Here is a 14312-nt window from a genome sequence, read left to right as displayed (position 1 = left end):
CCGGGGCCCGCCCCGGCTCTCCCCCCGGGCTCGCCCCGGCTTTCGAAGGGACGCCGACATGGCTGACGACCTCAACGACGACCGCCTCTACCGCGTCGTCCGCAACGACGAGGAGCAGTACTCGATCTGGGCCGCCGACCGCGAGCCGCCCGCCGGCTGGCACGCCGAGGGCACCGAGGGCACCCGCCAAGAGTGCCTGGACCGGATCGACACCGTCTGGACCGACATGCGCCCGGCGAGCCTGCGCCGCCGCATGGAGCAGGCGGGCACCTGACATCCGCGCCCCGGCCGGGGCGCCACACCCAGCAGGTTCGCGGCAACGCACGCACGCATCACGTGGAAGGTCGGGAGGAGCGCTCAGCATGAGCACTGGCGGAAATCGGTCGGGCCAAGGGGCCGGTGCGGCCAAGGACAAGCGCGAGGAGCTGGTGCGCGCCCGGCTCGCCGGAGCCCGCGGCGGACGGCGCACCGCGGTGGCCCGCGCCGACCGCGAAGGCCCGCTGGCCCTCTCCCACGGCCAGCAGCAGATGTGGTTCCTCAGCCGCCTCGACCCGGACAGCTGGGAGTACAGCGTCCCGGTGGTGCTGCGCCTGAGCGGTCCGCTCGATCCGGAGGTGCTGTGCCGCGGCCTGACAGCGGTCGTGGCCCGGCACGAGATCCTGCGCACCCGCTACCGCCTGGAGGGCACCGAGCCCGTCCAGGTCATCGACGAGCCGGGCCTGTTCGAGCTGCCCACCGACGACCTCACCGCGCTCGGCGACCCCGCCGAGCGGGAGCGCCGGGCCCGCGACCTCGCCGAGGCCGAGCCCGGCATCCCCTTCGACCTGGAGCGGGGCGGCCCGGTGCGGGCCCGCCTGATCCGCATCGCCGCCGACGACCACATCCTGGTGATCGTCTTCCACCACGTGGCGTGCGACGAGTGGTCCGTCGGCCAGTTCCTCGGCGAACTGTCCGCCCTGTACGAGGCGTTCGCGGCGGGGCGGCCGTCGCCGCTCGCGCCGCTGCCGGTGCAGTACGCCGACTACGCCGCCTGGCAGCGGTCCCGGCTCGCCGACGGCACGCTCGACCGGCACCTGGCGTACTGGCGCGCGCAGCTCGAAGGACTCACGGCCCTGGAGGTGCCCACCGACCGGCCGCGCCCGGCGACCCGCTCCTGGGACGGCGACGCGGTGCCCGTCGCCCTCTCGCCCGAGCTGACCGCCCGCCTGCGCGACCTCGGCACCGGGCACGGCGCCACGCTCTTCCACACCCTGCTCGCGGGCTACCAGGCGCTGCTCTCCCGCTACACCGGCCGCACCGACGTGCCCGTCGGCACCGTCGTCTCGGGCCGCGGCAGACCGGAGCTAGAGCAGCTCATCGGGTACGGCATCAACACCCTGGTCCTGCGCGGCCGGTGGAGCGGCGACCCGGCCTTCACCGACCTCGTCGAACAGGCCCGCGCCACCACCCTGGACGCCTTCGACCACCAGGAGGTGCCCTTCGCCCGGCTCGTCGACGAGCTCCAGCCCGAGCGCGACCTGTCCCGCACCCCGCTGTGCCAGGTCGCCTTCACCCTGCACCAGGAGCGCACCAGCTCCTTCCGGCTTCCCGGCGTCGCGGCCGAGCCGCTGCGCGCCACCAGCCGCGTCTCCCGCTTCGACCTCACCCTGCAGCTCGGCGAGCGCTCCGACGGCGGCGTGCACGGCACCCTGGAGTTCAGCACCGCCCTGTACGACCGGGCCACGGCCGAGCGGCTCGCCCGCCACTACGTGCGGCTCCTCGAAGCCGCCGCCGACGCGCCCGGCCTGCCGCTGTCCCGCCTCGACCTGCTCGACGCCGCCGACCTGGCCGTGCTCGTGCCGCCCGTCGAGACGCCCACCGCGCCCGCCTCCTGCGTCCACGAGGTCTTCGAGGAGCGGGCCGCGGCCGCCCCGGACGCCGTCGCCCTGGTGTGCGGCGCGCAGCGGCTGACGTACTGGGAACTCAACGCCCGCGCCAACCGCATCGCCCACCACCTGCGTGCGCTGGGCACCAGGTGCGGCGACCTGGTGGGCATCAGCCTCGACCGCGGCATCGACCTGCTGCCCGCGCTCATCGGCGTGCTCAAGGCGGGAGCGGGCTATCTGCCGCTCGATCCGGAGCACCCGGGCGACCGCATCGCGTACACCCTCAAGGACGCGGGCGCCGACACCGTGCTCACCTCGCAGGCGCACGCCGAGCACCTGCGCGGCGCCCACGACGGCCGGCTCGTCGTCCTCGACGGCGACGAGGACGCGGCCGCCCTCGCGGCCGCACCCGACACGAACCCGGACTCCGGCGTCACCCCCGACGACCTGATCTACACCATCTACACCTCGGGCTCCACCGGCCGCCCCAAGGGCGTCGGCCTCACGCACACCAACGTCCTGCGCCTGTTCACGATCACCGAGCGGTACTACGGCTTCGGCGAAGGCGACGTGTGGACCCTCTTCCACTCGTACGCCTTCGACATGTCGGTGTGGGAGATGTGGGGCGCCCTGCTGTACGGCGGGCGGCTCGTCGTCGTGGACGCGGAGACCGCGCGTTCCCCCGAGGACTTCCTGGCCCTCCTCGCCGAGCAGGGCGTCACCGTCCTGAACCAGACGCCCTCCGCGTTCCGCAGCCTGGTCTCCCTCGCCGCTGAAGGGCACCCGCTGATCGACGAACTCGCCCTGCGGGTCGTCACGTTCGGCGGCGAGCGCCTCGACGTGCCGGGGCTCGCCCCCTGGGTGGCGCGGCGCGCGCTCGACCGCACCCAGCTCATCAACATGTACGGCATCACCGAGACCACCGTGCACACCACCTACCACCGCGTCACCGAGGCCGACATCGCCTCCGACGCGGGCAACCCGGTGGGCGTGCCGCTGCCGGACCTGCGGGTGCAGCTCCGCGACGCGCACGGCGAACTCGTGCCCGTCGGGGTGCCCGGCGAGATCCACGTCGGCGGCCCCGGCGTCGCCCGCATGTACCTCGGCCGCCCGCGCCTGACCGCCGAGCGCTTCGTGCCCGACCCCTACGGGCCGCCCGGAACCCGCCTCTACCGCAGCGGCGACCTCGCCCGCTACCGCCCCGACGGCACCCTCGACTACCTCGGCCGCATCGACCACCAGGTCAAGATCCGCGGCCACCGCATCGAACTCGGCGAGATCAAGGCCCTGCTCGCCGGGCACCCGCGGGTGCGGGACGCCGTCGTCGTGGTCCGCGAGGACACCCCGGGCGACCGCCGCCTGATCGCCTACACGGTGCCCACGAGCGACGCCGTCGCCGCGCCCAGCGAGCTGCGCGCCCTGCTCGCCCGGACGCTGCCCGCGTACATGATTCCCAGCGCGTTCCTCGTCATCGCGAAGATCCCGCTGACCGTCAACGGCAAGCTCGACCAGGCCGCCCTGCCCGCGCCCGACCGCACCGCGCTCGCCGTCGAGCGCACGCACGTCGCGCCCCGCACCGCCGCCGAGGAGGAGATGACGGGCGTCTGGCGCGACGTGCTCGGCGTCGACCAGGTCGGCGTGGAGGACAACTTCTTCGACCTGGGCGGCGACTCCCTGCGCGCCGTGGCGCTCGTCGGCGCCCTGCGCGAGGCCGCGTACGACGTGACGGTCCGCGACGTCTTCGCGCACCGCACCCCCGCCGAACTCGTCGAGTTCCTCACCGGCCGCCCGGCGCCCGCCGCGCCCGAGCCCGGCGTGGAGCCGTTCGCGCTGCTCGCCGCCGAGGACCGGGCGAAGCTGCCGTCCGGCGTCGTGGACGCCTATCCGCTGGCGCAGGTCCAGCTCGGCATGGTCGTCGAGATGCTCGCCGACGACGGCCGCAACCACTACCACAACTCGACCTGCTTCCGGATCCTCGACGAGCGGCCCCTGGACCCCGCCGCCCTCGACGAAGCCGTGCGGACCGTCCTCGGCCGGCACGAGATCCTGCGCACGTCCTTCGCCCTGGAGGGCTACTCCGTCCCGCTCCAGCTCGTCCACGCCCCGGGCGAGGTCCACGCCCCGGTCGCGGTGCGCGACGTACGGGCGCTCGACACCGAGGAACTCGACCGCGACCTGCGGCAGTTCATGGCGGCCGAGCGCGCCGAGCTCTTCGACCTCACCGCGGCGCCACTGGTCCGCTTCACCGGCCACGCCCGCGACGACGGCAGCTGGTGGCTCACGCTCACCGAGTGCCACGCGGTCCTGGAGGGCTGGAGCCACCACTCGCTCCTGATGGAGCTCGTCGCCACCTACCGCGCGCTGCGCGACGGCGTGCCGCCCACCGAGCCGGAACCGGCCGCCGTGCGCTACGCCGACTTCATCGCGGCCGAGCTGACGGCCCTCGCCTCCGACGAGGACCGCTCCTACTGGCGGCGGATCATCGAGGGCCACGCCAAGTTCGACCCGCCCGCGGGCTGGGGCGACGACCCCGCCACGACCCCGCGCGGACTGCACCGGGCCTGGGTGCCCTACCACGACGTGGAGCAGGGCCTGCGCGCCCTCGCCGCCACGGCGAAGGTGCCGATCAAGAGCGTGCTGCACGCGGCGCACCTGAAGGTGATGAGCCAGCTCACGCCCGAAGCGACCCTCCGCACGGGCCTGGTGACCAACGCCCGCCCCGAGGCCGTCGGCGCCGACCGCGTCCACGGCGTCTACCTCAACCCGCTCCCGTTCCCCTTCCGGCGCTCCGCCCGCACCTGGCGCGACCTCGTCCAGCAGGTCTTCGACACGGAGATCGAGCTGTGGCCGCACCGCCGCTACCCGCTCGGCGCCATGCAGCGCGACAGCGGGGCCGCCGGGCGCCTCGTCGACGTCCGCTTCAGCTACCAGAACTTCCGCCAGGTCGACCAGGACGTCATCGACTACCCGGCCACCATCGACGACAGCCCCACCGAGTTCCCGCTCGGCGTCTCCACCCGGGCCGGATTCATGGTCATCACCGCGCAGAACCACGTGATGGCCCGCACCGGCGTGGACCGCCTAGCGGCCATGTACCGGGCCGTCCTCGAAGCGATGGCAGCCGACGCGGACGGCGACGCGCTCCACGACTACCTGCCCGGCGGCGAGCGTGAGCGCGTGCTGCGTGCGTGGGGTGGCGCGGAGTCGGTGGTGGAGGTGTCCGGGGTTTCGGTGCCGGAGTTGGTGGCGCGTCAGGTGACCCGGGTTCCGGACGCCGTGGCGGTGGAGTGTGGTGAACAGCGGTTGTCGTATGCGGAGTTGGATGCGGCGGCGAATCGTCTGGCTCATCGTCTGCGCGCCGAGGGCGTTGGTGTGGGTTCGTCGGTGGCGGTGTTGCTGGATCGTTCGGTTGAGTTGATGGTGGCGTTGTTGGGTGTGTGGCGTGCGGGTGCGGGTTATGTGCCGATGGATCCGGTGCTGCCGTCGGAGCGGATCGCGGCGATGGTGGCGGACGGCAAGGTGTCGGCTGCTGTGACGTCGGTTGAGTACGCGGATCGGTTCGTGGATGTGCCGGTGGCGTTGACAGCGGAGGACTTGTCGGCGTATCCGTCGTGTGCTCCTGAGGTCGCTATCGACCTGGATGCGGTGGCGTACACGGTGTTCACGTCGGGTTCGACGGGTCGGCCCAAGGGTGTGGAGGTGACGCACCGGGGTCTGGCCAATCACGTGGAGTGGGCGGAGCGCGAACTCGCATCCTCTGGTTCCGGCGGCGCGCCGGTCTTCTCGTCGGTTGCCTTCGATCTCGTGGTGCCGAATGTGTGGGCGCCGTTGGTGGCGGGGCAGCGGGTGTGGCTGCACGGCGGTGAGCTGACCGAGCTGGGTGATGCGCTGGTCGCGGCAGGGCCCTTCTCGTTCATCAAGCTCACGCCCGGTCATCTCGAAGTCCTAGACGGGCAGTTGGGCGATGCCGAGATCCAGTCGCTCGTCTCGCGCGTGGTGGTCGCCGGTGAGGCGCTGCCGGGACAGTTGGTGGAGCGCTGGCGGCAGCTCCTGGGCGCCGGTCAGGTCGTCAACGAGTACGGTCCGACCGAGGCGACCGTGGGGACCTGCGTCTTCCCGCTTGAGGAGGAGTTCACCGGGGTCGTGCCGATCGGGCGGCCGCTCCCCAACATGGTGATGCGGGTGCTCGACGCGGGGATGCGTCCCGTGCCGGTGGGCGTGACCGGGGAGCTGTTCGTCGGTGGGACGGGTGTCGCGCGCGGGTATGCGGGGCGTCCTGGGCTGACCGCGGAGCGGTTCGTGCCCGATCCGTACGGGGGCTCCGGAGAGCGTCTGTACCGGACCGGCGATCTCGTCCGGTGGCGGGCCGACGGTGCGGTGGACTTCCTGGGGCGGATCGACGACCAGGTGAAGATCCGCGGCTACCGCATCGAGCTGGGTGAGATACGCGCGGCACTGGTCGCACAGCCGTCCGTGTCCGACGCCGCGGTCCTCGTGTCCGACGACCAGCGCCTCATCGGCTACGTGGTCGGCGAGAGCGAGGGGCTGGCCGAGGCCCTGGGCGAGGTGCTGCCGGAGTACATGGTGCCCTCGGTGTTCGTGGAGCTCGATGCGATCCCGCTCACGGCCAACGGCAAGGCCGACCGCAAGGCCCTGCCCGATCCTGGAGCGCCCGACACGGACGCCCACGTCGCCCCGCGCACGGAGACCGAGGCCCGGATCGCCGAGGTGTGGGGTCAGATCCTGGGTCTGGAGAAGGTCGGGGTCGAGGAGAGCTTCTTCGACCTGGGCGGCCACTCGATCAAGGCGATCGCCCTGGTCGGGGCGTTGCGGGCGCAGGGCTTCGAGGCGGGTGTGGGTGATGTGTTCCGCTACCGGACGGTGGCGGGTCTCGCCGCCGCGCTCGGCATCGGCACTGGCGCTCCCGAACCGGAAGGCGTGGCGCCGTTCGCGCTGCTCGAACCGCACGACCGGGAGCGGCTGCCCGAGGGGCTCGTCGACGCGTTCCCGCTGGCGCAGGTCCAGCTCGGCATGCTGGTGGAGATGCTGGCCGACGACGGCCGCAACAAGTACCACAACACCACCACCTTCCGGATCAAGGACGGCCGCCCCTTCGACCGCGCCGCGCTCGCCGCGGCGGGCCGGGCCGTCGTCGAACGGCACGAGATGCTGCGCGCCTCCTTCGACCTGGAGGGCTACTCGACGCCGCTGCAACTGATCCACGCGGTCGCCGAACTGCCGGTCACCGTCCACGACCTGCGCGGCCGGAACGCCGCCGAGCAGGAGGTCTTCCGCAGGGAGCACATCGTCAGCGAGCGCGCCCTGCCGTTCGCGCTCGACCGCGCGCCGCTGCTGCGGATCTCCGCGCTCGTCGAGTCCGACGAGGCGTGGTGGCTTTCGGTCAGCGTCTGCCACCCGATCACGGAGGGCTGGAGCCACCGCTCCCTCCTGAGCGACATCGTCGAGGGCTATCTGACGCTGCGCGCCGACGGGGAACTGCCCCGCGTGGAGATCCCCGACGTGCGGTACGCCGACTTCGTGGCCGCCGAACTGGCCTCCCTCGCCTCCGATGAGGACCGGGGCTACTGGCGCGACGTCATCGACGGCCACGGCACCTTCGAGCTGCCGTCCGCCCTGGGCGACTCGGAGGCCGCCGGGAGCGACGCGCACACGCTGCGCGTCCCGCTCGACGACCTGGCCCCGCGGCTGCGCGCCCGTGCGACCGAGACCGGCACCTCGCTCAAGGCCGTGCTGCACGCGGCGCACCTGAAGGTGATGAGCCAGCTCACGCCGGAAGAGGCCTTCTGCACCGGCCTGGTGTGCAGCGGCCGGCCCGAAGCGGTCGGCGCCGAGCGGGTCTACGGCATGTACCTCAACACCGTGCCGTTCGCCCATCGGCGCGGCGCCCGCACCTGGCGCGAGCTCATCGGCCAGGTCTTCGAGCAGGAGGGTGCCCTCTGGCCGCACCGGCGCTTCCCGATGCCGGTGATGCAGCGCGAACTGGGCGATGGCTCCCGCCTGCTGCACGTCCGCTTCAGCTACCTCGACCTGAGCGACGCCCAGACGGACAGCGACATCGTCGACGCCGACTCGGGCATGGGCGAGGGCGCCACCGAGTTCGGCCTCGCCGTGGCGGCCCGCGCCAGCGGCCTGCTCCTCACGGTGGACCCGAGCTCCGTCACCCGCGCGAACCTCACGCGCATCGCCGCGATGTACCGCGCGGTCCTCGAATCGATCGCGACCGACGCCGACGGCGACGCCGAGACGACACTCCTTCCGGACGGCGAGCGTGAGCGCGTACTGAGTACGTGGGGTGGCGCGGAGTCGGTGGCGGTGGTGTCCGGGGTTTCGGTGCCGGAGTTGGTGGCGCGTCAGGTGACCCGGGTGCCAAGCGGCGTCGCAGTGGAGTGTGGTGAACAGCGGTTGTCGTACGTGGAGTTGGATGCGGCGGCGAATCGTCTGGCTCATCGTCTGCGCGCCGAGGGCGTTGGTGTGGGTTCGTCGGTGGCGGTGCTGCTGGATCGTTCGGTTGAGTTGATGGTGGCGTTGTTGGGTGTGTGGCGTGCGGGTGCGGGTTATGTGCCGATGGATCCCGTACTGCCGTCGGAGCGGATCGCGGCGATGGTGGCCGACGGTGGCGTGTCGGTGGCCGTGACGTCGGTCGAGTACGCGGATCGGTTCGTGGATGTGCCGGTGGTGTTGACGGCCGAGGATCTGTCGGCGTATCCGTCGCGTGCTCCTGAGGTCGCTATCGACCTGGATGCGGTGGCGTACACGGTGTTCACGTCGGGTTCGACGGGGCGGCCCAAGGGTGTGGAGGTGACGCACCGGGGTCTGGCCAATCACGTGGAGTGGGCGGAGCGCGAACTCGCATCCTCTGGTTCCGGCGGCGCGCCGGTCTTCTCGTCGGTGGCCTTCGATCTGGTGGTGCCGAATGTGTGGGCGCCGTTGGTGGCGGGGCAGCGGGTGTGGTTGTACGGCGGTGAGCTGACCGAGCTGGGTGATGCGCTGGTCGCGGCAGGGCCCTTCTCGTTCATCAAGCTCACGCCCGGTCATCTCGAAGTCCTTGACGGGCAGTTGTCGGACGAGCGGGTGCAGGAGCTGACGCGCAAGGTCGTGGTCGCCGGTGAGGCGCTGCCGGGCCAACTGGTCGAGCGGTGGCGGCAGTTGCTCGGGGACGGTCAGGTCGTCAACGAGTACGGTCCGACCGAGGCGACCGTGGGGACCTGCGTCTTCCCGCTGGAGGAGGAGTTCACGGGCGTCGTGCCGATCGGGCGGCCCCTTCCCAACATGGCCATGAGGGTCCTGGACGCGCGGCAACAGCCCGTCCCCGTCGGGGTCGTAGGGGAGTTGTACGTCGGTGGGACGGGTGTCGCGCGCGGGTATGCGGGGCGTCCTGGGCTGACCGCGGAGCGGTTCGTGCCCGATCCGTACGGCGGCCCGGGTGAGCGTCTGTACCGGACCGGTGACCTGGTTCGCTGGCGGGCCGACGGTGCGGTGGACTTCCTGGGGCGGATCGACGACCAGGTGAAGATCCGCGGCTACCGCATCGAGCTGGGTGAGATCCGCGCCGCGCTGGTCGCGCAGCCGTCCGTGTCCGATGCCGCGGTCGTCGTGTCCGACGAGCAGCAGTTGATCGCGTACGTCGTCGGGGAGAGCGAGGGGATCGGCGAGGCTCTGGGCGAGGTGCTGCCGGAGTACATGGTGCCCTCGGTGTTCGTGGAGCTCGATGCGATCCCGCTCACGGCCAACGGCAAGGCCGACCGCAAGGCCCTGCCCGAGGCGACGGCGGCGGTGACCGACACCTATGTCGCCCCGCGCTCCGACGCGGAGGCCCGGATCGCCGAGGTGTGGGGTCAGATCCTGGGTCTGGAGAAGGTCGGGGTCGAGGAGAGCTTCTTCGACCTGGGCGGGCATTCGATCAAGGCGATCGCCCTGGTCGGGGCGTTGCGGGCGCAGGGTTTCGAGGCGGGTGTGGGTGATGTGTTCCGGCACCGGACGGTGGCGGGTCTCGCCGCCGCGCTCGGCACCGGCGGCGGCGCTCCCGAACCGGAAGGCATCGCGCCGTTCGCGCTCGTCCCGAGCAGCGTGCGCGAGGCGCTGCCCGCCGACGTCACCGACGCGTTCCCGCTCTCCCAGGTCCAGCTCGGCATGCTCCTGGAGATGCTCTCCGACGACGGCCTGAACAAGTACCACAACACGTCCACCTTCAGGATCGTGGACGGCAGGCCGTTCGACGCGGGCGCACTGGCCCACGCCGCACGGACCGTGATCGCCCGGCACGAGATGCTGCGGACGTCCTTCGCGCTCGAAACGTACGAGATGCCGCTCCAGTTGGTGCACGAGGAGGCCGACACGACCGTCGTCGCGCACGATCTGCGCGGCACCACGCCCGAGGAGTTCGAGGAGGGGCGGCGCGCGCACATCGCGCGGGAACGCGCCGAGCTGTTCGACGTCTCGCGGCCGCCGCTGCTGCGGATCTCCGCGCTCGTCGAGTCCGACGAGGCCTGGCACCTCGGCTTCACGCACTGCCACGCCATCACGGAGGGCTGGAGCCAGCAGTCACTGCTCATGGAGGTCCTGAACGCGTACCGGGCGTTCGCCGAAGGCGCGGAGCCGGAGCCGGAGGAGCCGATGCCGGTGCGGTACGCGGACTTCGTCGCCGCCGAACTCGCGGCGCTCGAATCGACGGAGGACCGCGACTACTGGCGGCGCGTCGTCGACGGCCACGCGGCGTGCGCGCTGCCCGCCGAGTGGGGCGACGGCGTGGCCGCGGCCCGCGAGGACTTCAAGCTGTCGGTGGAGTTCCGCGACATCGAGCCCGCGCTGCGCGCGCTCGCCACGGACACCGGCACGTCCTTCAAGGCCGTCCTCCTCGCCGCGCACCTGAAGGTGCTCAGCTCCGTCACGAACGAGAACGCCTTCCACACGGGCGTCCTGTACAGCGCGCGGCCCGAGGTGCCCGGCGCCGAGCGGGTGTACGGGATGTTCCTCAACACCCTGCCGTTCGCCCACGACCGCACCGCCGACACCTGGCGCGCCCTCGTACGGCAGGTGTTCGACCGCGAGGCCGAGGTGTACCGCCACCGGCGCTATCCGCTGCCCGCCGTGCAGCGTCTCGCGGGCGGCGGACGGCTCTTCGACATCATGTTCCGCTACCAGGACTTCCACCAGGTCGACACCGGCTCCGTGGACGTCCGCGCGGGCGCGGGCGACAGCTCCAACGAGTTCACGATGTCGATCGCCAACGTCCCCGGCAGGCTCGTCCTGCGGGCCGTGAGCACCGGCCTCAACCGCGCCGGCGCGGAGCGCCTCGTGGGCATGTACCGGACCGTCCTGGAGGCCATGGCGGCCGACGCGGACGGCGACGCCCGCGCGGCGGTCCTCACGGACACCGAACGCGCGCGGCTCCTCCAGGACTGGAACGACACCGACATGGAGTGGGAATGAGCAGGCGCGTGCACGACGTGTTCGCGGCGACCGTCGCGGCCCATCCGGACGCCGTCGCCGTACGGGCGGGATCGACCGTCCTGACCTACCGGGAACTGGACGCCCGGGCCAACCGCGTCGCGCACGAGCTGCGCGCCGCGGGCGTCGGCCCGGAGTCCGTGGTCGGCGTGCTCCTGGAGCGCGGCCCCTGGCTGCTCCCGGTGCTCCTCGGCATCTGGAAGGCGGGCGGCTCCCAACTGGCCCTCGACGCCGTCATGCCCGCCGAGCGCCTGGCCTACATGCTGGACACCGCGGGCGCACGGCTCGTCGTCACCCAGCGGACCCTGGCCGGGCTGCTCGGAGACGGGTACGAAGGCGAACTCCTCGACCTGGACCGCGACCAGGAGCGGATCGCGGCGCGGCCCGGCACCGCGCCCGCCCCGGCGGTGGAGAAGCCGTCGCCCGACGGCCTCGCCTACACGCTGTTCACCTCCGGCTCGACCGGGCGGCCCAAGGGCGTGCAGATCGCGCACGGTGCGATCCTGAACCTGCTCTTCTCGATGCGGGCGCGGTTCGACGCGGCGCCCGAACACGTGTGGCTCGCGGCGACGTCGGTGTCCTTCGACATCTCGTACGCCGAGCTGTACCTGCCGCTGGTCACCGGCGGCTCCGTGGTGCTCGTCGACGACAGCGGCCTGGGCGACGCGCTCGCGCAGCTCGACCTCGTCGACACCCACGGCGTCACCCACGTCCAGGCCACTCCGGCAGGCTGGAAACTGCTGCTCGCGGCCGGGTTCGCACGCCGCCCCATCACGGCTGTGACCACCGGTGAGGCGTGCCCGCCGTCCCTCGGCCGCGAACTGCGCGGCCACGTGGACCGCCTGGTCAACCTGTACGGGCCGACCGAGACGACCGTATGGTCCACCGGCTGGGAAGTGCCGCCGGACACCCCGGACATGCCGGTCGGGCGGCCGATCCACAACACCCGCGTCTACGTGCTCGACGGCGGGCTCCAGCCCGTGCCCGTCGGCGTGACCGGCGAGCTGTACCTGGCGGGCACGGGCGTGGCCCGCGGCTATGTGGGCCGCCCCGGCCTGACCGCCGGACGCTTCCTGCCGGAGGAACTCGGCGGGCCGCCCGGATCGCGCATGTACCGCACCGGTGACCTGGTCCGCTTCCGCGCCGACGGCGACCTGGAGTACCTGGGCCGCACCGACCACCAGGTGAAGCTCCGCGGCTACCGCGTCGAACTCGGCGAGATCGAGGAACAGCTGGTGACCCACCCCGGCGTCGGCTCGGCCGTCGTGGTCGCACGCGAGGACGGCCAGGGCGAGCCCTGGCTGGTCGCGTACGTCCTCCGGGCCGTCCCTTCCGGCAGCGGCGCGGAGCCCGACGGTCCGGAAGGCGCCGACGCCGGGCAGGACGAGCTGCGCCGCCACCTCGCCGCGCGGCTCCCCGCGTACATGGTGCCCACGGGCTTCGTCCTGCTCGACCGCTTCCCGCTGAACGCCGCGGGCAAGGTCGACCGCGCGGCCCTGCCCGCGCCCCAGCGCACGGCGCTCGTCGCCGACCGCGCCTACCAGGCACCCCGTACCCCCACCGAGCGGCTGCTCGCCGACGTGTGCGCCGAGGTGCTCGGCATCCCCGGCGTCGGCGCGCACGACCGGCTCGCCGACCTCGGGGTCGACTCCATGCGCATCGTGCACGTCCTCGCCGCCGGGCGGAAGGCGGGCCTCGCCGTGACCCTGCGGATGCTGCTTGACAGCGTGACCATCGCGGACCTCGGGGCCGCGATCGACGGGACCACCGCGGCCTACGGAGCAGGAGACGATGAAGGTGCCCCCCACGACGCCCCTGACGGAGCGGACGCCCGGGAAGCCGCGGCCGACGACCGCGGACCCGGCGACGGGAACGAGCCGGACGGCGGCACGGTCGGCGGGCCACGGACCGGTACGCCGGTGAACGCCCCCCGGCCCGCGGCCGACGTGGAGGACGTGATGGCGGCGCACGGCATCCCCGGCGCGGCCGTCGCCGTCCTGCGGAACGGGGAGGTCGCGGCCCTGCACGTGCACGGCGTGCGGTCCCTGGACACGGGCGCGCCCGTCACGCTGCGCACCCGCTTCCAGGCCGGTTCGATCAGCAAGCACGTCATCGCGCTCGCGGCGCTGCGCCTCGTCGCCGACGGGCCGCTCGCCCTGGACACGCCGCTCGACGAGTACCTGACCGGGCGGACCGTGCCGCGTCTGCCCGGCGGCGGCCGGGTCACCCTGCGCCACTGTCTGTCGAACACCGCGGGCCTGTCGTCGGCGTCGGCCACGTGGTGGCACCCCGACGAGACCATGCCCTCCGTGTCCGACGTCCTCGACGACGTCGAGGCGGAGGCCGAGCCGGGGTCGGTGTTCCGCAAGGCGGGCAGCCAATGGGCCTTCGTTGAGCAGCTGTTGACCGACGTGACCGGGCAGGAACTCGGCAAACTCGTCGACGAGCTGGTCTTCCAGGAGCTCGGCATGCGGGACAGCGCCTTCGCGGCGGGCGCCCACGCGGACGTCGCCGCGGGCCACGACCGGCACGGCGAGGCGCTGCACGGCGGGCACCGCTGCCGCCCCGCGCGGGTCGGCAGCGGGCTGTGGAGCACGGCCGCCGACCTCGCCCAGTTCGCCTGCGCGCTGCGCAGGACCCGCAACGGCCTCGGGGACCTGCTGCCGGGACCGCTCGCGGAGCAGATGCTCACCGAAGCCTTCCCGGGCAGTTTCTACGGCCTCGGCACGGTCGTCGACAGCTCCCTCGGAGACGTGGAATTCGGCCACGGCGGGCAGACCCCCGGCTTCCGGGCCCTGACATCGCTGCGGCTGCGATCCGGCGCGGGATGCGTCGTGATGACAAACTCCGACCTGGGCAAAGAGGTGCACAAGGCCGTCGCGGCCAGCCTCGGCCGGGACATCACCGCACGCCTCGCCGGCGACTGAACACCCCGCACGGCACGGGAATCAACCGTTCCGGCACCAGCACCGCATGCGG

3 protein-coding genes are annotated in these 14312 nt (G+C 72.7%); all 3 read left to right on the top strand.

Annotated features, from left to right (window positions below; genetic code table 11):
* Window positions 1-58: 58 nt before the first annotated feature.
* The 3 genes from CP982_RS06840 to CP982_RS06830 all read left to right on the top strand — a co-directional run bounded on the left by CP982_RS06840 (window position 59) and on the right by CP982_RS06830 (window position 14260).
* Complete coding sequence (locus tag CP982_RS06840; RefSeq protein WP_138958374.1) at window positions 59-274, top strand: MbtH family protein; 216 nt, start codon at window positions 59-61, stop codon at window positions 272-274.
* An 88-nt stretch (window positions 275-362) separates the two neighbouring features.
* Window positions 363-11315 carry a non-ribosomal peptide synthetase gene (locus CP982_RS06835; RefSeq protein ID WP_150509668.1) on the top strand — a complete coding sequence of 3651 codons (10953 nt, stop codon included), beginning with the start codon at window positions 363-365 and terminating at the stop codon, window positions 11313-11315.
* Complete coding sequence (locus CP982_RS06830) at window positions 11312-14260, top strand: non-ribosomal peptide synthetase (protein WP_150509667.1); 2949 nt, start codon at window positions 11312-11314, stop codon at window positions 14258-14260. The genes CP982_RS06835 and CP982_RS06830 overlap by 4 nt, the downstream gene beginning before the upstream one ends.
* Window positions 14261-14312: the final 52 nt, after the last annotated feature.

Origin of the sequence: Streptomyces spectabilis (assembly GCF_008704795.1) — a bacterium.
Classification (GTDB): Bacteria; Actinomycetota; Actinomycetes; order Streptomycetales; family Streptomycetaceae; genus Streptomyces; species Streptomyces spectabilis.
This window is presented reverse-complemented; position numbering and strand designations above follow the sequence as displayed.